This is a genomic window from Luteimonas sp. A534, assembly GCF_054072805.1.
In genome coordinates, this window is the sequence record NZ_JBSVRR010000001.1 from 500,987 (window position 1) to 520,611 (window position 19,625).

A 19,625-nucleotide genomic window follows, 5' to 3' on the forward strand; every position below is an offset into this window, starting at 1 on the left:
CCGGTTGCACGGTGCCCGTTCCGAACTCGACCCCGGTCCGATGGGAGCTTCCATGCCGCAGCGCAAGCAACCCGACAGCGACAAGCCCGACCGCGAACAGCGGCCCCATCCGCATGGCAGCGGCGACCGCAACGCGTGGTCGCCCACCCGCAAGGATCCGATGCCCAAGCACGAAGGCGGCACGCAGCGTAAAGCGCCGCCGGAACCCGATCCTCGCGGATGATCGACGTCATCATCGTCGGCGGCGGGCCGGCGGGTCTTACGGCCGCGTCCTACCTGCGCCGTTTCCACCGCTCCTGCGTTGTGCTCGATGCGGGGCAAAGCAGGGCGCGCTGGATCCCGGAGAGCAACAACTGCCCGGGTTTTCCGCAGGGCGTGTCCGGCGAGGCGCTCCTGCAGCGCCTGCGCAAACAGGCGGCCGCCGTCGATGTCCCCATCGAGCAGGCGACCGTGGACCGGATCGCGCGCAGCGGGGAGGGCTTCCAGGTCCATGCGGGTGGGCGCCGCTGGGAGGCGCGCAGGCTCATCCTCGCCACCGGCGTCAGCGACCGCCTGCCGCGCGATGACTGGGTCGAGCCCGCGGTCGCGTGCGGCGCGCTCAGGCTGTGCGCGATTTGCGACGCCTATGAAGCGAGCGACCTGGCCATCGGCGTCTACGGGCCCAGCGACGCGATCGGTGCCCACGCCCTGTTCCTGCGCGCGTATTCCAGTGCCGTCCATGCACTCCCGACCGATGCCGGCGAGGGCGGCGGCGCCGGAGCGGACGCGCGGGCGGCCGGCGTGGCGTGGATGCCCGGCGCCGGGCGCCTGGATTTCGACGGCCGGCGATGCAGCTATGCACCGCCAGGGCAACCCCCGGTCGCGTTCGACACGGTCTATGCCTATCTGGGAAGCGACACGAGCGCGGCCATCGCGGCAGACGCCGGCGCGGAGCTTACGGAGGAGGGCGAGATCATCGTCGACGCCGACCAGCAGACGCGGCTGCCGGGGATGTACGCCATCGGCGACATCGTCAGCGGGCTCAACCAGATCTCGGTGGCGGTTGGGCATGCGGCGATCGCGGCGACGCATGCGCACAACGCGCTGCCATTCGTCGCACGCGCGCCGGGTGAGCGGCCGCGCGGGCAACAAAAAACCCCGCTTGCGCGGGGTTTCGTGTCATCCCTCGGGTCTCAGTGATACCTGCTGAAACCTAATGATGGTGCCCAGAAGAGGACTCGAACCTCCACGGAGTTGCCCCCGCTAGCACCTGAAGCTAGTGCGTCTACCAATTCCGCCACCTGGGCAGGTGGGCGCGTATGGTGCAATGCGGCGGCAGCGCTGTCAACGGTTGACACGCACGGAGCATCGACGGCGCGCGCGTACAATTGCCGGATGACAAAAACCACCGACACGCGCGGCACAGGCCGCGGCAAGACCCCTGCAAAGCCAGGGACAGCCAAGGGTGCATCCGGCCAGCCCGCGAAGGGCACGACGGCTGCGGCGAAACCTGCCGCGAAGCGTGCGCCTGCAGGCAAGGCGAAGGCCGGCGCACTGCCCGCATGGATGCCCGATCCCGGCCTGTTGCGGGCAATGAAGCCGCGTGGCCAGGACGTGCCGGCGGTTGAAGCCGCGGCGCCGCGCAAGGCTGCCGGAAAGAAAGAGCCGCCACAGGGCCCGGGCACTGGTGGACGGAAGCGGCGCGGTGCAGTGGACGATCCGCAGGCCGCGCGCGAGGCCGACCGCTACGAGAATCCGATCGCCAGCCGCGAAGCCATCCTGCAGGTGCTTGCCGATGCCGACGGCCCGCTTGACGCCGAGGCACTGCAGCAGGTCCTCGGCCTGGCCGATCCCGACCGTGCGATGGCGCTGGACAAGCGCCTGGGGGCGATGGTCCGCGACGGCCAGATCCTGAAGAACCGCCGCGGCGGCTTCGTGCCCGCTGCGAAGGCCGACCTGGTGCCCGGCACCGTGATCGCCAACCCCGAGGGCTTCGGCTTCCTGCGTCCGGAAAGTGGCGTCGGCGACGACCTGTTCCTGCCCCCCTTCGAGATGCGCAAGGTCATGCACGGCGACCGCGTGCTTGGCAGCGTGACCGGCGTCGACCGCCGCGGCCGCCGCGAGGGCGCGATCGTGGAGGTGCTTGAGCGCCGGGTCAGCCGCCTGATCGGCCGTTTCGCGATCGAGTCCGGGATCAGCTTCGTGGTCCCCGACGACCGCCGCATCCAGCGCAACGTGCAGATCCCCACCGATGCGCGCGAGGATGCGCGCGACGGCCAGCTGGTGGTGTGCGAAATCGTCGCGCCGCCGGACAACCACCGGCCGCCGATCGGTCGCGTGCTCGCGGTGCTGGGCGACAAGCTGACCGCATCGATCGCGGTCGAGGCCGCGATCCATGGCCACGACATTCCGCACGAATTCCCGGCCGAGGTGCTCGACGCCGCCGCAGCGGTTCCGGTCGATGTCGAGGCCCGCGAGGTGCAGGGCCGGCTCGATCTCCGCAAGCTCGCCCTGGTCACCATCGACGGCGAGGACGCCAAGGACTTCGACGACGCGGTGTACTGCGAGCCCAACCGCGACGGCTTCCGCCTGATCGTGGCGATCGCCGACGTGTCCCACTACGTGCGCCCGGACGAACCGCTGGACGTCGAGGCGCAGAAGCGCGCGACCTCGGTGTACTTCCCGGGCTATGTCGTGCCGATGCTCCCGGAGACGCTGTCCAACGGCATCTGCTCGCTGAAACCGAAGGTCGACCGCCTGTGCTTCGCCTGCGACATGCAGGTCGACCGCCGCGGCAACGTGGTCTCGTATTCCTTCCACGAGGCGGTGATGCACTCGCACGCGCGCCTGACCTACAACCAGGTCTGGAACGCCGTGGGCGATGGCGTGCCCGATGCCGACCGCGAGGCCGCGCTGGCCTTCATCGGCGCACAGATGCCGCAGGTGCTGCAGCTGCACCAGTTGTTCAAGGTGCTGGAGAAGGCGCGCCAGCAGCGAGGTGCCATCGACTTCGAGAGCTCCGAGGTGCGCTTCGTGCTCGGCCCGCAGGGTGAGGTCACCCAGGCCGGCATGATCCAGCGCAACGACGCCCACAAGCTGATCGAGGAATGCATGATCTCGGCCAACGTCGCCGCTGCGCACGCGTTGCTCGCGTCCGCGATCCCGGCGCCGTTCCGCGACCACGACCGCCCACCGGAGGGCAAGTACGCCGACCTGCTCGAATTCCTGAAGGAGTTCCAGCTGCGCCTGCCGACCTGGGCAAAGGTGCGTCCGCGCGATTTCCGCAAGCTGCTCGAGACCGTGCGCGAGCGCCCGGACGCGGCGCTGCTGGAATCGGTGCTGCTGCGCAGCCAGTCGCTGGCGGTGTATTCGCCCGACAACATCGGCCACTTCGGCCTGGCGCTGGAGGCCTACGCGCACTTCACGTCGCCGATCCGCCGCTACGCCGACCTGCTGGTGCACCGCGCGATCAAGCACGCGCTCGTGGGCGGAAACGCCGCGCAGTACAAGTACTCGTCGCACGAGATGGCGGCGCTGTCGCTGCAGTGCTCGGAACGTTCGCGCCGCGCCGACGAGGCCCAGCGTGAAGTCGACGAGCGCTACCGTGCGGCCTGGATGGAAGAGCACGTCGGCCGCGAGTTCGACGGCGTGGTCAGCGGGGTGACGAGCTTCGGCCTCTTCATCGAGCTCACGGAGTCCAAGGTCAACGGCCTGGTGCACGTGACCCAGCTGCCGAACGACTTCTACCACTTCGACCCGATCCGCAAGACCCTGACCGGTCAGCGTTCGGAGCGCGAGTACCGGCTGGGCGACCCCGCGCGCATCGTCGTGCTCAAGGCCAGCGTGGAAGACCTGAAGATCGACTTCCGCCTCGTCGAGGAAGGCCAGCGGCAGAAGGGGGGGGCGACTCCTCCCGCGCCCCGTGGGCAGCCTGCGAAGCGGACGAAGAAGAAGTACTGAGGAACCCGAACGCGATGAGCAACAAGCAGAACCAGTGGATCGTCGGCATCAACGCCGTGGCATCGGCGGTGGAGAACGATGCCGACAACGTGCGCGAAGTGCTGGTCGAGGCGGGCGCGAAGAACCCGCGCATCGGTTCGATCGAAGAGGAAGCGCGGCGCCGTGGCATCGATGTGCGCCGAGTCGCGCAGCAGGCGCTGGACGGCGTCGCCGGCGGGCTGCGCCACCAGGGTGCGGTCGCGCGCTACGCGGCCGCGAAGACGCACGACGAAGACGACCTGCCGGGCCTGGTGGAGGCCGCGGAAGGGCGCGCCCTGCTGCTGGTGCTCGACGGCGTGCAGGACCCGCACAACCTCGGCGCCTGCCTGCGCAGCGCCGCGGCCGCGGGCGTGACCGCGGTGGTGATTCCCAAGGACAAGGCGGTGCAGGTCAACGCCACGGTGCGCAAGACGTCGGCCGGCGCGGCGGACAGCATCCCCGTGGTGCGCGTGACCAACCTCTCGCGCAGCCTGCGCGACCTGCAGAAGCAGGGCGTGTGGATCTACGGCCTGGCGGGAGACGCCGTCGCGTCGCTGTACGGCATCGACCTGCGCGGCAACGTGGCGCTGGTGCTGGGTGGCGAAGGCGAGGGCCTGCGCCGGCTGACGCGCGAGCATTGCGACCAGTTGGTGGCGTTGCCGATGCCGGGTGCGGCCGAGTCCGGCGTCGAGAGCCTGAACGTCTCGGTGGCCGCGGGCGTGTGCCTGTTCGAAGTCGTCAGGCAACGACTCGGCTGATATGGCACGGATTCGCAGGACCGTCCGCTGGCGCGGTCGCCTGCTGCGCCATCACCGCCAGGGACGGCGGTCTTCGCTCCACGATGAATCGCGGGACGGGGCCATCTCCCACGGACCGCCGAGCCCCTTCACCCCGTGCGGCCCGGTGCCGTAGTAGCCGGGGCCATGGAAGTAGCCGGGACCGTCGTACTGTCCGACATGGATGCGCATGTTCAGCGTGTTCACGTTGCCGGCGCTGCCGGCGTATTCCTTGCAGAAATTGATGTCGGCCGCATTCCAGTGGCTGTTGCCGCCGCGCGAGGAATGGCCGATGCCGGTGCTGAAGCTGCCTGTGACGCTACGTTCGCTGCCGTCCGGCGCCGGCGGGCAGTGGGAAGCCGCCGCGACGTCACCGCGGCGCGCCAGTTCGCGTTCGCGCAGCACCCTGTCGTAATCGGTGTCGGGCACACCCGGCGCAGCGGACGCCGCGGCACTTGTGAACAGCGGCGCCCGGGGCAGGTCGAGATCGAGTGCGGTCCCGTCGCCGGACGCCACCGCGACAGCGGACGACAGCAGCAGCGCCAGAGTGGCCGAAGCCGCGGTGAACCGGCTGGAGCGAGTGCGTATCTTCATCATCCGAAGATAGCAGGGAGGGTTTGAACGCACGCTGCGCCGGATTCCGCAACTGTGGAGCCGCGCCTGCGTACTAGGCCGGGAGACTGCCCTGGGGGCCGACGTCGCGCGCGGCCGATGCGCTGCCGCCGTCTGGTCCATGCCCGCTGGTATCCGTTGTGCCGGGTGCCGGTGTCGCATGCCGCCCCCAGCTGTTGGCGATGGTGCAGAACAGCTGTGCCGTGCGCTCGGTGTCGTAGACGGCGGAGTGCGCTTCGTCGCTGTTCCACTCCAGGCCCGCCGCCTGCACCGCGCGTGCCAGCACCGTCTGCCCGTAGGCGAGGCCGGCCATGGTCACGGTGTCGAACACGCTGAACGGATGGAAGGGATTGCGCTTGTGCTCGCTGCGGGCGACCGCGGCGTTGACGAAATTGAGGTCGAAATGGGCGTTGTGCCCGACCAGGATCGCGCGCTGGCAACCGTGCTTGCGCACGGCGGTGCGCACGGCGGCGAAGACGTGGTCCAGCGCTTCGCGTTCGGGCTTCGCAAACCGGAACGGGTGGTCCAGGTCGATGCCGGTGATCTGCAGCGACTTTGGATCGATCTCGGTGCCCGGCGCGGGAATCAGGTGCGCGCTCGCGCCTTCGCCCAGGATGTAGCGCCCGGCATCGTCGAGATCGATCGGCAGCACCGCGATCTCCAGCAGCGCGTGGCGATTCCAGTCGAAGCCCCCGGTTTCCACGTCCACCACCACGGGAAGGTAGCCGCGGAAGCGAGCGGACATGGGGGCGAAGGCGGGCGGGGCCGCGTCGGCCTGGGTCGGGGTCGGGGTAGTCACCGGCGCTAGTCTAGCCGAGTGCTGACACCGGCCTCAGCGGCGTAAGCCGGGAACGATGCCTTCCCGGTGCCAGCGCAGCAGCATGGCCACGCCTTGCTCGACGAAACCCGCATCGGGGACAGCCCCGGCCTCGGTCGCCAGGGCTTCGAGCTGCGCTCGGCCGCTGAGCTCCGGCGCTTCGTCCAGGCGCTGCAGCAGGCGCCAGGCCAAGGGGCTGGGCGCGTGGAAGTGCACCCGGCCATCCTCCCCGCGATGCAGGAGCAGCAGCGTGGGCGAGGCCGGCAGCGTGTCGGGCAGGCAGTCGGGGCCGATGCAGTGCACTGGCCAGGCGTAGGCCAGCGGCCAGGCAAGGGGTGACAGCAGGGGCCGCCCGGCGAGCAGCTTCGTGATGGCGTCGCGGCCGTCGTTGACGTCGGTTGCGGGCAACGGGTCGTGCGCGATGTCGTCCACCCGCGCCTCGCTGACCTGCAAGGCCAGCTCGATCCATTCGTAGTGCGCCAGCTCCGGGAGCCAGGGCTCATGGCCGCCGCTGTCTTCCAGCCAGCGCAGGAACTCGCGCGGCAGCTCCGGAAACAGCGGCGTGCGGCAGCCGTGGTCGCGGTAGAACTCGCGGACCAGGGCTGGCCACCCATCGCCGCGGATGCGCCGGATCACCGGGAAGTTGCCAGCCAGCAGGCGCGAGACGTTGTTGAAGAACAGGTCGCGGTAGACCTGCATCCGGCGCGGGTCGATGCCCGGCGGCGGCGGATGGCGGGCCGGATCGCGGATGTGGGCGCTGAACGCGTCCTGCTGCAGGGACAGCGCATTGGCGGCAGCGAGTCCTTCGGGTGGGGAAGCCTGCACGGGCACGGCGCCACGTACGTGCCCGCCGCCTGGGCCGACCGGGCCGGGAAAATCAGGCGGCACGGCTACGGGCCGGGGCGTCGGCGAGGTGCCCGCGCACGACGCCAAGTTCTCCCAGCAGCTCCTCGAACGGCGGGAAATCGAAGTCGCGTTCGAGCAGCGTCGGCCGCGGGCCGAACAGCGCATAGGCCTCGGCGAGCAGCGCCCAGACCGGGTCGGCCACCGCGGCGCCGTGGGTGTCGATCTTCAGGCCCGGCGCTTCGTCGCGATGGCCGGCCACATGGATGTAGGCGATGCGCGCGCCCGGCAGTCCGCGCAGGAAGTCCCCGGTGTCATAGCCGTGGTTGGTCGCGTTGACCACGATGTTGTTGACGTCCAGCAGCAGGTCGCAGTCGGCTTCGTCGAGCACCGCGTTCACGAACTCGAGCTCGCTCAGCGGGCGCGCGCCGGCTGCGGGCGGGAAGCTTGCGTAGTACGAGATGTTTTCGACCGCGATGCGCCGGCCCAGGATGTCCTGCGCGCGGCGGATGCGCGCGGACACATGCCTTACCGCCTCATCGCTGAAGGGGAGCGGCAGCAGGTCGTAGAGATGGCCCAGGCTGTCGCCGCAGGCGCTGAGATGTTCGCTGTAGACCGGCGCGCGGTGCGCGTCGAGGAAGCGGCGGAGCTTGTGCAGGAAGGTCTCGTCCAGCGGCGCCGGGCCACCCAGCGACAGCGACAGGCCATGGCAGGCCAAGGGGTGGCGCGCGGCGAGCTCGGCGAAGGCCTCGCCCGGTGCACCGCCCACGCCGATCCAGTTCTCGGGCGCCGCTTCGAGGAAATCGAAGCTTCCCGCCGGCGCGGCGCGCAGTTCTGCAAGCAGCGCGCGGCGCAGCCCGAGGCCGACCGCGCGCGCGTGCAGCGGGATGTCGATCATCGTGAAACGCCACGCGGCTGCCCGCACGGCCGGTTCAAGCCGCGATCAGGCTGCGCCACCGCAGGCACCGGAACCACCGCACTTGCCCTCACCACATTTGCCCTCCTGCGCGGCCTTGTCGGCGTCCTTGTCTCCGGACGCGGCCTTCTTCTCCGCGTGGTGGGCGTCGTGCTCGTCCTTGTCGACGAAGCCGTCGCCATTGCCGTCCATGGTCGCGAAGTAGGACGGATCCTTCTCCGGGTGCGCGGCGCTGAACTCGTCCGCCGACATGCGGCCGTCGCCATCGGTGTCCACGCGGGACATGCCGCAGCGGCCTTCGGCGTCCTTGGTCGCGACGGCCGGGTCGGCGGCTTCCTGTGCAGCGACCATGTAGCCGCTGGCGAGTGGGGCCATTGAGAACGCAGCGCCGGACAGCGCGATGCCGCCCAGGGCGGTGGCGACCGCAAGGGCGACGGGCTTGGCATGGGACTTGGACATGCTGGCGATCCTCATCTGCGGCAGGAGGCCGCTCGGGGCACCAGTATGCCGCAGCCCCGTTCACTCAGTGTCGACGGGCCGTGCGGCGGTTTCAGACCGCGGTATTGGTGTCGTCGGCCTTTGCGCGCGGGGGAAGGTTGTCTTCGCCGCGCACCGTGAACCAGATGTTCTCGGCGATGTTGGTGGCGTGGTCGCCGATGCGCTCGAGGTTCTTGGCCATGAACAGCAGGTGGGTGCAGCCGGTGATCGCGCGCGCATCTTCCATCATGTAGGTCAGGAGTTCGCGGAACAGGCGGGTGTACTCGGCGTCGAGCGCAGCGTCGCGGTCGCGCACGGCCTGGGCGGCTTCCGCGTCGTGGTTTCGGTAGGCCTCGAGCACGTCCTGCACCTGGCGCACGGCAAGGGCACCGACGTGGGCGAGACCACCGGCCACCGGCAGCGCCGGCGCCTGGTTGAGCGCGATCGAGCGCTTGGCGATGTTGGCGGCGTAGTCGCCGATGCGCTCGATGTCGGACACGATGCGCAGTGCCGCCAGGATCTCGCGGAGGTCGCGTGCCATCGGGCCGCGCAGCGAAAGTTGCATCACGTCGTGGCTGACCACGCGCTCGATTTCGTCGATGGCCTCGTCGTTGGCGACGATGTGGCCGGCGGCGCGATCGTCGCGGCGCTCCACCACGTCCAGCGCGGCCTGCAGCTGGGCGATGGCGAGTTCGCCCATGCGCACGATCTCGCCGATCAGGCGCTCGCGCTCTTCGTCGTGGCTGCGGACGATGTGCTCATGCGGGGGGTTGTTCATCCGAACCGTCCAGTGATGTAGTCCTCGGTCTGTCGCTTCGAGGGATTGGAGAAGATGGTCGCGGTCGTATCGTGCTCGATCAGGTCGCCGAGGTACATGAAGGCGGTGTAGTCGGACACGCGCGCCGCCTGCTGCATGTTGTGGGTCACGATCACGATCGTGTAGTCGAGCTTCAGCTCTTCGATCAGCTGCTCGATGCGGCTGGTCGAGATCGGGTCCAGCGCCGAAGTCGGCTCGTCGAGCAGCAGCACTTCGGGGCGAAGGGCCACGGCGCGGGCGATGCACAGGCGCTGCTGCTGGCCGCCGGAAAGTCCAAGCGCGCTCTGTCCGAGCTTGTCCTTGACCTCGTCCCACAGCGCGCCCTGCCGGAGCGCCGCCTCCACGCGGTCGTCCATCTCCGCCTTCGACAGCTTCTCGTGGTGGCGGATCGCGTAGGCGATGTTCTCGTAGATGGTCATCGGGAACGGCACCGGCTTCTGGAACACCATGCCGACCTTCGAGCGCAGGCGGTTCATCGGGTACTTGGGCGACAGGATGTCTTCGCCGTCGAGCAGGATGCTGCCGCTCGCCACCTGCCCCGGGTAGAGGGCATAGATGCGGTTGAACACGCGCAACAGGGTGGACTTGCCGCAGCCGGAGGGACCGATCAGCGCGGTGACGCGCTTTTCGGGGATCTCCATCGCCACGCCCTTGATGGCGTGGAATTTGCCGTAGTGGAAGTCGAGGCCACGCACCGAGATCTTCACCGGCGCAGGCTCCACGACCGGTCGGCGCGGGGTGGCGGTGGACAGCGTGGCGCGTCCGTAGTCGATGTGGGCGGGGGCGTCGTTCATCGGCGGGGTCCGGAGGAGGGTAGTCGAGTCAGTCATGGCTGATGCGGTTGCGCAGCAGGAGCGCGCGCGCGCCGAGGCTGATCAAGAGGACGAAGGTGGTGAGCACCAGCGCGCCGGCCCAGGCCAGGTCCTGCCAGCTCTCGTAGGGACTGCCGGCGAACTGGTACATCACGGCCGGCACGCTGGCCATCGGCTGCATGACGTTGCTGTTCCAGTACAGGTTGCCGAAGGCGGTGAACAGCAGCGGCGCGGTCTCGCCGCTGATGCGCGCCAGCGACAGCAGGATACCGGTGACGATGCCTGCCGACGCGCTGCGATACAGCACCTGCACGATCACCTTCCACTGCGGCACGCCGAGTGACAGCGCCGCTTCGCGCATCTGCGTGGGGACCAGGCGCAGCATCTCGTCGGTGGTGCGCAGCACCACGGGCAGCACGATGAAGGCCAGGGCCACGGCGCCCGCGAGCGCAGAGAAGTTGCCGCCGGCATGCATCACGAAGAGCGTATAGACGAACAGGCCCAGCACGATCGACGGCGCCGACAGCAGGATGTCGTTGACGAAGCGCACCACGGTCGCGGTTCGGCTGCCTGCGCCATATTCAGCGAGCCATGTGCCCGCGGCGACGCCGAGCGGGGCGCCGATCAGGATCGCCAGCCCGCACATCACCGCCGAGCCGAACAGCGCGTTGCGCAGGCCGCCCTCGGTCATCGGCGGCGGCGTGTCCTTGGTGAACAGGTCCCAGTTGATGCCGGCAATGCCCTTGGACACCAGGGTCCACAGGATCCAGGCCAGGAACAGCAGTCCGATCACCGCGGCCACGCACGACAGCGACAGCGCGATGGCATTGGTGATGCGGCGACGGACATAAAGGTGCCTGCCGGCGACGGGGTGGGAGGCCGACATCAGTTGCCCTCCCGGCGCGCCAGCCGCGCCAGCATCAGTCGCGCCAGCGCCAGCACCACGAAGGTGACGATGAACAGTACGAAGCCGAGCAGCAGCAGGGCCGAACGGTAGGTATCGGTCGCTTCGCCGAAGTCGTTGGCGATCAGCGCGGCGATCGTGGTGCCGGGTTCGAGCAGCGAGGGCGTCAGGCGCACGCTGTTCCCGACCACGAAGGCGACCGCCATGGTTTCGCCGAGCGCACGGCCGAGGCCGAGGAAGATGCCGCCGATCACGGCCGAGCGGGTATAGGGCAGGACGACGTCCCAGCACACTTCCCAGCGGGTGGCGCCGAGTGCGTAGGCCGATTCCTTCAGCCGCGTCGGCACGGTGAGGAAGACTTCGCGCATCACCGATGAAATGAACGGCACCACCATGATCGCCAGCACCAGGCCGGCGGTGAGCACGCCGATGCCCAGCGGCGGGCCGCGGAACAGCATGCCCAGTCCGGGCACGGTGCCGAGGTGTTCGTTGAGCCAGGGCGTGACATAGGTGGTCATCACCGGCACGAGCACGAACAGGCCCCACATGCCGTAGATGATCGACGGGATGCCGGCGAGCAGCTCGATCGCCGCGCTCACCGGGCCGCGCATCCAGCGCGGCGCCACCTCGGTCAGGAACACGGCGATGCCGAAGCTGACGGGCACCGCCAGCATCATGGCGATGATCGCGGTGACCACGGTGCCGTAGATCGGTGCCAGCGCGCCGTAGCGGTTTTCGACCGGGTTCCACTCGGCCGACAGGAAGAACGACAGGCCTTGGGATTGCAGCGCGTCGCGGCCGCCCCAGAGCATCGAAAGCGCCGCGCTGGCGAGGGCGAGCAACACGAAGGCGACCGTGCCCACGAGGGCATAGCGGAACCAGCGGTCCGCGCGTGCGTCGCGCAGGTCGCGGCTGCTGGGGGCGGTGGCGGTTGCGGGCAGGGCGGTGGCGTTCATCGGTGTCCCGGGGTTCCTTGGCCGCCCGCCGCGCGTGCGGCGGGCATGCGTGCCTTAGTTGAACTCGGCGGCCCAGTAGGCCTCGACCTGCGCCACCAGTTCCTCGGGCAGCGGCACGTAGTGGAGTTCGCTGGCCTGCGTCTGGCCACTCTCGAAGGCCCACTTGAAGAAGTCCAGGGCGGCCCTGCTGCGTGCCGGGTCCTTGGGCTGCTTGGGCATCAGCATGAAGTTGGTGGCGGTGATCGGCCACGAGTCGGCGCCCGGGGCGTCGGTGATCACCAGGTTGAAGTCGGTGGCCGAGGCCCAGTCCGCGGTACGTGCGGCGGCCGCGAAGCTCTCGGCGCTGGGTTCGACGAAGTTGCCCGCGGCGTTCTGCATCGACGCGTAGGGCATGGTGTTCTGCAGCGCATAGGCGAGCTCGACGTAGCCGATCGCGCCCTTGATCTGCTGCACGTACGAAGCCACGCCCTCGTTGCCCTTGCCGCCGACGCCCAGCGGCCAGGAGACCGAGGTACCTTCGCCGACCTGGTCCTTCCACGCCGGGCTGGTCTTGGACAGGTAGTTGGTGAAGTTGAAGCTGGTGCCCGAGCCGTCGGAGCGGTGGACGATGCTGATCTTGCCGTCGGGCAGGGCGAGGCCGGGGTTGAGCGCGGTGATGGCCGGCGCGTTCCAGGTTTCGATCTTGCCGAGGAAGATGTCGGCCAGCACCGGGCCGGTCAGCTTCAGCGCGCCCGGCGCCAGGCCTTCGATGTTGACCACCGGCACCACGCCGCCGATCGCCGACGGGAACTGGCCCAGATTGGCCTCGGCCAGCTCTTCGCTCGACAGCGGCATGTCGCTGGAGCCGAAGTCGACGGTGCCCTGCTTGACCTGGGCGATGCCGCCGCCCGAGCCGATGGACTGGTAGTTCACCTGGCGGCCGGTCGCGGCGTTGTAGTCGGCCGACCACTTCGACACCAGCGGATAGATGAAGGAGGCGCCGGCGCCGGACACCTGGTTGGCGATGGCCTCGCCACCGGCGTCAGTGGCCGGGGCGTTGCCGGAGGGCTGACAGGCGACGGCGAACAGCGCCGACGCGAGCGCGAGCGAGACGAGACGCAGCTTGGGGAGGGTCATGGCGGGGTTCCAATGTGGCGGGGGCCGGGTTGCGGCGTACGCTCATTGGATGATGTTTTTGTGACAGCTTCATGACGGTCATCGCTCCGCGCCCGCCGCGGGTGCCGGAAACCGGGAAAAAGCCGGGCCCGTGCGGGCCCGGAAATGAAGCAGGAATACCAGGAGACGAGGAGGTTCGCGGCTGGCGCAGGACAGCGTCGATCGATGCCTTGTCCAGCCTCGGCGCCATTCAAGCGCTCGCTGGTGACCCGCGGATGTCGGATTGGTGACGCTCAGGTGACAGCGTGCCGTGGCGCCTCAGTAGCTGCGGCACTGCCGGAAACGGACCTGCCTGCCGCTGTCCGCGGGCGGGGTCAGCTGGATGCGCGACGAGGCCAGTGCCGGATAGCGCTCCACGAGCGGGCAGATGTCGGCGAAGGGATCCGCATTGGTGGCGAGCACGAACACCTGAAGCGTCGATGTGCTGGTCCACAGGGCCCTCGACACATCCGGCAGGGTCGACACGCTGCTGGCCAGTTCGCGGCGCTGTGCCTGGAGCGTGGCGGCGTCGGGATCGGCGACGGGTGCGGCCGCATCGCTGGCCGTCTGGCCGGGAGCGGGCGTTGCCATCGGGCCGGGGTTGCCCGCGGCGGAGGCGGGCGGTCGCGGTGCAGGCACCATCGCGAACACGCCCAGCCCGGCGATCAGCGCAAGCAGCCCGCCGGCGAGGACGCGCTCGCGCGCGCGATGCATGGCCGCGTCCAGGATCGGCTGCACCGCTGCGGCGGGCAGCAGTGGCCGCAGTTCGGGCCAGAGCGTGGCGCCGTCGAGAAGCTCGACCGGCTGGCCGCGCGCGGCCTTGCGCGCCTCATCGTCGATCCGTCCCTGGGTGACCAGCAGTCCGCCAGCGGCGCCGGCGACGCCCATCGCGGCGGTCAGTCCCTTCACCGCGGCGCGGCCGAGGACGAAGGCGCTGCCGTGCTTCGCCGACAGCAACCAGTGCTCGCCATCGCGCACCAGCGTGTAATCGCTGTCGCCGGCGTCGGATTCGTGGTCGACCAGGCGGTGGTAGCCGCGTCGCGAGAGGGCCTCGAGCACCACCCGGATGAACGCGCGCCACGACATCGCCGACAGCGCCGCGATGCCGGCGGCGGTTTCGTCACGCCGGCGCAGCGGCCCGCGCGCCAGCCAGGCGACAGTGCCGCCGACGGCGAGCGCGACCACGATTGCAAGCAGCCACTGCAGCATGGATATCGGTTCCCTGTTTCCTGGATGGTTGAAGCATAGACGCATGCCGACGTGCGCCGGCCGCGTCGATCAGGCGAAGCGTTCGTCCAGCACGCGCCGGATCCCGGATTCGATCGGGCCCTGCATCGCCGCCAGCAGGAAGCCCAGTTCGGCGGTGACGTGCACCTCGCCGGGCAGCAGCGCAATGCGGCCGTCGACGCCATGGCGGCTGAACTGCAGCACGTCGCCCTGCCACAGGCAGTCGACGCCGAATTTTTCGACGAGCTTGTCCGCGACCTGTTGCACGGCGTCGCGCGCGCGCTCCGGCGACAGCTGGTGCGGGTGATGGATGTCGATGCCTGCCATGGACTGGTCCGCTTGGTGGGGGCGCTATTCTGGCTGCGTGGCGCGCGCGATCCAAGCGCTGCTGCATGCTAGATTCCCTCGCCAATGGACAAGCTCAGACTCCGCTTCGACCCGGGTGGCGAAGATCATCCCCTTGCCGTGGGCGTGCATGGCGTGGGCCGGACCGCCAACGGCGGCGGCCTCGGGCTGGTCGAAGCGTCGCCGATCGTGAACTTCTGCGTCGACCGCCGCGGTGTCTGGCTGACCGTGCCCGAAGGCACGCGCGGCGTGCACGTCAACGGCCGTCCCGTGCTGCGCATGGCCATGTTGCGCCTGGGCGACGCGGTATTCGTGGATGGCTGCGGCATCCGCCTGGTGTCGGCGCAGCCGCCGCGCCAGCCCGCGGCCGGTTTCGGCGACAGCACCGGCGAGGCCGGTGACGTGCGCGTGGTGCTGCGCGGCGTCGGCGGCCACTACCACGGGCGCAGCTTCACGCTTGAACGCCCACGCCTGGTCGGGCGCGCGCCAGAGGCGGACATCCGCATCGACGAGGCCGCCTTCGCCGAGCGCCACGCGCGGCTGGAGGTGCTGCGCGGTGAAGTCGTGCTGCGCGACCTCGGTTCTGCCGAAGGCAGCCAGGTCAACGGCGAAACCGTGCGCGACGCGGTGCTCCAGCCCGGCGACCAGGTCGTGTTCGATGCCCACCATCGCTTCGTGCTCGAGGCACCGTCGGGTGCGCCGTCGCGTGCCGTCGCCACTGCGCCGGCCCCGGTGTCTGCGCAGCCGCGGGCCGGCGGAGGCGCGATGCGCCTGCCGTGGCTGCTGGTCGCGGCGGCCCTGCTGGCCGGCCTGCTGGCGCTGCTACTGCTGTTTGGCGCCGGTTGAGGGCGGCGCGCGCTTCACGGTTGCCGCCGTGCGACGCCGCCATCGCACGAGGCGCCACCCCAGCAGCGTCGCGAGGATGACCGCATACAGCAGCGGCTCGCGGAGATCGGACTTCACCACCCACCAGAAATGCAGCACTGCCAGCGCCGCGATGGCGTACACGAGGCGGTGCAGGCGGCCCCAGTTGCGGCCCAGCCGCCGCATCCAGCCGCGGGTGGATGTCACGGCCAGGGGCAACAGCAACAGCCAGGCCGCGAAGCCCACGGTGATGTAGGGCCGCTCGACGATCTCGACCAGCACCTGCGTCCACCAACCGCGCAGGTCGAGCACGAGGTAGGCCGTGAAGTGCAGGCTGGCATAGGCGAAGGCCCAGAGGCCGAGCATGCGCCGGAAGCGCAGCAGCAACGGCTGGTCCAGCATCTGCCGCAGTGGTGACACCGCCAGCGTGATGAGCAGCAGGCGCAGCGCCCACAGCCCGAGTTCGTGTTCGATCGCCGCCACGGCGTCAGCGCCGAGCGCGTCGATGTCGGAGCCGCTGCCGACCTGCCAGGCCTTCCAGCCCAGCAGGGCGAGCGGCGCCAGGGCCAGCGCGTGCACCGCGGCCTTGGCCGCGACGACGCCGCGCCCGCTACGCATGCTCAGTACCAGCGGGCAAGATCCATGCCCTGGTACAGCCCGGCGACCTGATCGGCATAGCCGTTGAAGGGCTGCGTCGGAATGCGATCGGCAAACAGGCGGTTGCCGCTGCCGGCGATGCGACGCTCGGAGGCCTGGCTCCAGCGCGGATGGTCGACCGCGGGGTTCACGTTGGCGAAGAAGCCGTACTCGCGCGGCTGCATGTCGTTCCAGGCCGTGCGTGGCGCCTTGGTGGTGAACTCGATCGCGACGATCGATTTGATGCCCTTGAAGCCGTACTTCCACGGCACCACCAGCCGCAGCGGCGCGCCGTTCTGCTGCGGCAGCGCGTTGCCATACATGCCGGTGGCCAGCAGGGTGAGTGGATGCATGGCCTCGTCAATGCGCAGGCCCTCGCGGTAGGGCCAGTCGATGATCGGCGCGCGCACGCCGGGCATCTGGCGCGGGTCGGCAAGGCTGGTGAAGGCGACGAATTTCGCGTCGGACGTCGGCTGCAGGCGCTTGAGCACGTCGCCCAAGGGGACGCCCAGCCAGGGGATCACCATCGACCAGCCTTCGACGCAGCGCATGCGATAGACGCGCTCCTCGGGCACCAGGCCTTTGAGCAGCGTTTCAAGCGGGATGGTGCCGGGCCTGGCGCACTCGCCGGACACGGTCACCGACCAGGGCGAGGTCACCAGCGTCTTCGCCGCGCGCGAGGGGTCGGCCTTGCCGCTGCCGAACTCGTAGAAATTGTTGTAGCTGGTGGCGTCCTCGTAGCGGGTCAGCGGCTCGTCGGTCGTGAAGCCGCTGGCGCCGCCGGCACGGGGAGCAGCGGCCCTGGCTGCGTCGGCCGCGGGCGGCGGCTCGGCGCCGCGGCAGCCGGCCATGGCCAGGGCCGGCAGGGCCGCAAGCGTGCCGAGCAGGCGGCGGCGCCCGCGGTAGACGGTCTCATCGGTGATGGCGGAGCCGCGTGGGAAGGGAGGTTGGCCGGGGGGCATGCACGTTCTCTTTGCGATCTGCAGTTCGATCCTACGCCGGGTGCGTGCCTGCGCAGGTGCTGCATTGCGGCATACTGGCTTGTCACTGTTGAACGAGATGTCACGATGTCGCGCGCATACAACTTCAGCCCGGGGCCGTCCACGCTTCCCGAGTCCGTACTGCGCCAGGCGCGCGAGACCATGCTCGAGTACGGCGACGCCGGCGCCTCGATCGTCGAGATCAGCCACCGGGGCCCGGAATTCATCGACATCGCGGCCCGCGCCGAGGCCGACCTGCGCAGCCTGCTGTCGATTCCCGACGACTACGCCGTGCTGTTCCTGCCCGGCGGCGCAACCACGCAGCAGGCGCTGCTGCCGCTGAACTTCGCCGCGCACGGGCAGCGTGCCGACTACGTGCTGACCGGCCATTGGGGCCAGGTGGCGACGAAGCAGGCCCGGCCCTATGTCGATCTGCACATCGCTGCCAGCAGCGAAGCCGGGGGTTACCGCAGCATTCCGCCCGCGTCGGAGTGGCGTTTGTCGGCCGATGCGGCCTATGTCCACGTCACCGCCAGCGAGACCATCCATGGGGTGGAGTTCCGCCCCGATGCGCCCGGCGGCCATCCGTTCCCGGATACCGGCGATGTGCCGCTGTTCGCTGATTTCAGCTCCAGCATCGCGTCCGAGCCGATCGATGTTTCACGCTTCGGCGCGATCTACGCCGGTGCGCAGAAGAACCTGGGTCCCGTGGGCATCGGCGTGGTCATCGTGCGCCGCGACCTGCTTGAGCGCGCAGGGCAGCCGCGGGCCGACATCTTCGATTACCGCCGGCAGCTTGCGGCGGACTCGATGCTCAACACGCCGCCGACATGGAACTGGTACGTGGCCGGCCTGACCTTCCGCTGGATGCTCGACGAGGGCGGGGTGGAGGTGTTCGCGCGGCGCAACGCGGCCAAGGCGAAGGCGCTGTACGCGGCCATCGATGCCTCCGGCGGCTTCTACCGCAACAACATCGATCCGGCGGTGCGCTCGCGCATGAACGTGCCCTTCCTGCTGTCTGAGCAGGCGCTCGACGCGGCCTTCCTCGCCGAGGCGCACGATGCGGGACTGATCGGACTCAAGGGCCACCGCGTGGTGGGCGGCATGCGCGCGTCGATCTACAACGCCATGCCCGTGGAAGGCGTCGAGGCGCTGGTCGCGTTCATGCAGGACTTCCAGCGCCGCCATGGCTGAAGGCGAGGGCGCGGGGCAGTCGCAGCCGACGGCACGGTCGCCCCGATGCGGGCGCGACGGTTGGGTGGCGGCGCGAGGTCGTTCGTTGTCAGGCGAGTTCACGCTACCCGGCGACAAGTCGGTTTCGCACCGTGCGGTGATGCTTGCCGCGCTGGCCGACGGCGATTCGCGGATCGACGGCTTCCTGGAGGGTGAGGATACGCGTGCCACGGCGGCGATCTTCGCGGCGATGGGCGTCGGCATCGAGGCCGCGTCACCCTCGTGCCGCATCGTTCGCGGCGTCGGCATCGATGGCCTGCGTGCGCCGGCGGGTCCATTGGATTGCGGCAATTCCGGCACCGCGATCCGCCTGCTCGCCGGACTGCTTGCCGGCCAGCGCTTCGACAGCGTGCTGCTTGGCGACGCTTCGCTGTCGCAGCGACCGATGCAGCGGGTGGCAGCGCCGCTGCGCGCGATGGGCGCGGTGATCGACTCGGATGACGGCGGCCGTCCGCCACTGCGAATCACCGGCAGGCAGGCGCTGCGCGGCCTGGATTACGCGACGCCCGTGGCGAGCGCGCAGGTCAAGTCCGCGCTGCTGCTGGCCGGGCTGTACGCGGAAGGCGAGACCCGGGTGAGCGAACCTCGTCCGACGCGTGACTACACCGAACGCATGCTGTCGGCCTTTGGCTGGCCGGTGGACTTCGCCCCGGGGATGGCCCGTTTGGAAGGCGGCCATCGCCTGCATGCCCGTGATATTGAAGTGCCTGTCGATTTCTCTTCGGCAGCCTTCTTCATCGTGGCCGCGACCCTGGTGCCGGGTTCGTCCCTGGTGCTGCGCTCGGTTGGCGTCGATCCACGTCGGACCGGGTTGATCGATGCCCTGCGCGCGATGGGCGCGGACATCCGTGAGCTTGGTCGGCGTGACGGCATCTGCGGTCCGGTGGCCGACATCGCCGTGCGCCACGCGCCGCTACGCGGCATCGACCTGCCGGTGGCGCTGGTGGCGGACATGATCGACGAGTTCCCGGTCTTTGCCGTGGCCGCGGCCTGTGCGAGCGGCCGCACGCGCATCACCGGCGCGGCGGAGCTGAGGGTGAAGGAATCCGACCGCATCAGCGCCATGGCCTCGGGGCTGCAGGCGCTGGGCGTGGATGTGCGCGAATCCCCGGACGGCATGTTGGTGCAAGGCGGCCCGATGCGCGGCGGTGCCGTCGACAGCCTTGGCGACCACCGCATCGCCATGGCGTTCGCGGTGGCGGCACAGCGGGCCGAAGGCGAGGTGACCATCGGCGATGTCGCCAACGTCGCGACCTCGTTCCCAGGCTTCGAGACGCTGGCGCAGGCCGCCGGCTTCGGCCTGCGCCGCGCCTGAGTCC

General features: G+C 69.7%; 20 protein-coding genes, 1 tRNA gene and 1 pseudogene. 7 read left to right on the forward strand and 15 right to left on the reverse strand.

Going from position 1 to position 19,625, the window contains the following annotated elements; genetic code table 11:
• The first annotated feature begins 52 nt into the window (after nt 1-52).
• Both ACW5F0_RS02270 and ACW5F0_RS02275 read left to right on the forward strand, forming a co-directional pair.
• Nucleotides 53-223 (forward strand): hypothetical protein, encoded by a 171-nt coding sequence (locus ACW5F0_RS02270; RefSeq protein WP_456998942.1) that lies wholly within the window; start codon nt 53-55, stop codon nt 221-223.
• Entirely contained in the window at nt 220-1,179 is a 960-nt protein-coding gene (locus tag ACW5F0_RS02275) for an NAD(P)/FAD-dependent oxidoreductase (RefSeq protein ID WP_456964410.1), read from the forward strand. Before ACW5F0_RS02270 ends, ACW5F0_RS02275 begins: the two co-directional genes overlap by 4 nt.
• 20 nt (nt 1,180-1,199) lie before the next feature.
• On the opposite strand, the gene ACW5F0_RS02280 is transcribed toward ACW5F0_RS02275, so the two are convergent.
• Nucleotides 1,200-1,286, reverse strand: a tRNA-Leu gene (locus ACW5F0_RS02280).
• A gap of 88 nt (nt 1,287-1,374) precedes the next feature.
• Here ACW5F0_RS02280 and rnr point away from each other — a divergent pair.
• Together rnr and rlmB are read left to right on the forward strand one after the other, a co-directional pair.
• Entirely contained in the window at nt 1,375-3,939 is a 2,565-nt protein-coding gene (gene rnr / locus ACW5F0_RS02285; RefSeq protein WP_456998943.1) for a ribonuclease R, read from the forward strand.
• Nucleotides 3,940-3,953: 14 nt separating this feature from the next.
• Complete coding sequence (rlmB, locus tag ACW5F0_RS02290) at nt 3,954-4,715, forward strand: 23S rRNA (guanosine(2251)-2'-O)-methyltransferase RlmB (RefSeq protein ID WP_456964412.1); 762 nt, start codon at nt 3,954-3,956, stop codon at nt 4,713-4,715.
• 51 nt (nt 4,716-4,766) lie between these two features.
• Here rlmB and ACW5F0_RS02295 read toward each other — a convergent pair whose 3' ends face one another.
• The 12 genes and pseudogenes from ACW5F0_RS02295 to ACW5F0_RS02350 form a co-directional block, all read right to left on the reverse strand.
• Nucleotides 4,767-5,327, reverse strand: coding sequence for a hypothetical protein (locus ACW5F0_RS02295; RefSeq protein WP_456964413.1), 561 nt, complete (start codon nt 5,325-5,327; stop codon nt 4,767-4,769).
• Between the two features lie 187 nt (nt 5,328-5,514).
• A pseudogene (gene rnt / locus ACW5F0_RS02300) lies at nt 5,515-6,090 on the reverse strand (ribonuclease T); the annotation flags it as partial.
• An 87-nt stretch (nt 6,091-6,177) separates the two neighbouring features.
• The gene (locus tag ACW5F0_RS02305) at nt 6,178-6,987 is read right to left on the reverse strand and encodes an HvfC family RiPP maturation protein (RefSeq protein ID WP_456964414.1); all 810 of its coding nucleotides are present in this window, start codon (nt 6,985-6,987) and stop codon (nt 6,178-6,180) included.
• Nucleotides 6,988-7,039: 52 nt separating this feature from the next.
• Nucleotides 7,040-7,903, reverse strand: coding sequence for an HvfB family MNIO-type RiPP peptide maturase (locus tag ACW5F0_RS02310; RefSeq protein WP_456964415.1), 864 nt, complete (start codon nt 7,901-7,903; stop codon nt 7,040-7,042).
• 45 nt (nt 7,904-7,948) lie between these two features.
• Entirely contained in the window at nt 7,949-8,380 is a 432-nt protein-coding gene (locus tag ACW5F0_RS02315) for an HvfA family oxazolone/thioamide-modified RiPP metallophore (RefSeq protein ID WP_456998944.1), read from the reverse strand.
• A gap of 91 nt (nt 8,381-8,471) precedes the next feature.
• A complete protein-coding gene (gene phoU, locus ACW5F0_RS02320; RefSeq protein ID WP_456998945.1) occupies nt 8,472-9,176 on the reverse strand; it encodes a phosphate signaling complex protein PhoU in 705 nt (234 codons plus the stop codon).
• The gene (gene pstB / locus ACW5F0_RS02325; RefSeq protein WP_456964418.1) at nt 9,173-10,045 is read right to left on the reverse strand and encodes a phosphate ABC transporter ATP-binding protein PstB; all 873 of its coding nucleotides are present in this window, start codon (nt 10,043-10,045) and stop codon (nt 9,173-9,175) included. Before pstB ends, phoU begins: the two co-directional genes overlap by 4 nt.
• Nucleotides 10,038-10,913, reverse strand: coding sequence for a phosphate ABC transporter permease PstA (gene pstA / locus ACW5F0_RS02330; RefSeq protein WP_456964419.1), 876 nt, complete (start codon nt 10,911-10,913; stop codon nt 10,038-10,040). Before pstA ends, pstB begins: the two co-directional genes overlap by 8 nt.
• On the reverse strand, nt 10,913-11,887 hold the full coding sequence (gene pstC, locus ACW5F0_RS02335) for a phosphate ABC transporter permease subunit PstC (RefSeq protein WP_456998946.1): 975 nt from the start codon (nt 11,885-11,887) through the stop codon (nt 10,913-10,915). The genes pstA and pstC overlap by 1 nt, the downstream gene beginning before the upstream one ends.
• 54 nt (nt 11,888-11,941) lie before the next feature.
• Nucleotides 11,942-13,003, reverse strand: a complete 1,062-nt coding sequence (pstS, locus tag ACW5F0_RS02340) for a phosphate ABC transporter substrate-binding protein PstS (RefSeq protein WP_456964421.1) — start codon at nt 13,001-13,003, stop codon at nt 11,942-11,944.
• Nucleotides 13,004-13,300: 297 nt separating this feature from the next.
• Nucleotides 13,301-14,230: a restriction endonuclease gene (locus ACW5F0_RS02345; protein WP_456964422.1), complete on the reverse strand. Its 930-nt coding sequence runs from the start codon at nt 14,228-14,230 to the stop codon at nt 13,301-13,303.
• A 69-nt stretch (nt 14,231-14,299) separates the two neighbouring features.
• Entirely contained in the window at nt 14,300-14,575 is a 276-nt protein-coding gene (locus ACW5F0_RS02350) for a polyhydroxyalkanoic acid system family protein (protein WP_456964423.1), read from the reverse strand.
• 84 nt (nt 14,576-14,659) lie between these two features.
• Here ACW5F0_RS02350 and ACW5F0_RS02355 point away from each other — a divergent pair, with 84 nt between their 5' ends.
• Entirely contained in the window at nt 14,660-15,439 is a 780-nt protein-coding gene (locus ACW5F0_RS02355; RefSeq protein ID WP_456964424.1) for an FHA domain-containing protein, read from the forward strand.
• On the opposite strand, the gene ACW5F0_RS02360 is transcribed toward ACW5F0_RS02355, so the two are convergent.
• Both ACW5F0_RS02360 and msrP read right to left on the reverse strand, forming a co-directional pair.
• A complete protein-coding gene (locus ACW5F0_RS02360) occupies nt 15,416-16,075 on the reverse strand; it encodes a protein-methionine-sulfoxide reductase heme-binding subunit MsrQ (RefSeq protein ID WP_456964425.1) in 660 nt (219 codons plus the stop codon). The genes ACW5F0_RS02355 and ACW5F0_RS02360 overlap by 24 nt on opposite strands.
• 2 nt (nt 16,076-16,077) lie before the next feature.
• A complete protein-coding gene (gene msrP, locus ACW5F0_RS02365; RefSeq protein ID WP_456998947.1) occupies nt 16,078-17,055 on the reverse strand; it encodes a protein-methionine-sulfoxide reductase catalytic subunit MsrP in 978 nt (325 codons plus the stop codon).
• Between the two features lie 105 nt (nt 17,056-17,160).
• Here msrP and serC point away from each other — a divergent pair, with 105 nt between their 5' ends.
• Nucleotides 17,161-18,267, forward strand: coding sequence for a 3-phosphoserine/phosphohydroxythreonine transaminase (gene serC / locus ACW5F0_RS02370; RefSeq protein ID WP_456998948.1), 1,107 nt, complete (start codon nt 17,161-17,163; stop codon nt 18,265-18,267).
• Nucleotides 18,260-19,621, forward strand: coding sequence for a 3-phosphoshikimate 1-carboxyvinyltransferase (gene aroA / locus ACW5F0_RS02375; protein WP_456998949.1), 1,362 nt, complete (start codon nt 18,260-18,262; stop codon nt 19,619-19,621). The genes serC and aroA overlap by 8 nt, the downstream gene beginning before the upstream one ends.
• Nucleotides 19,622-19,625 lie beyond the last annotated feature (4 nt).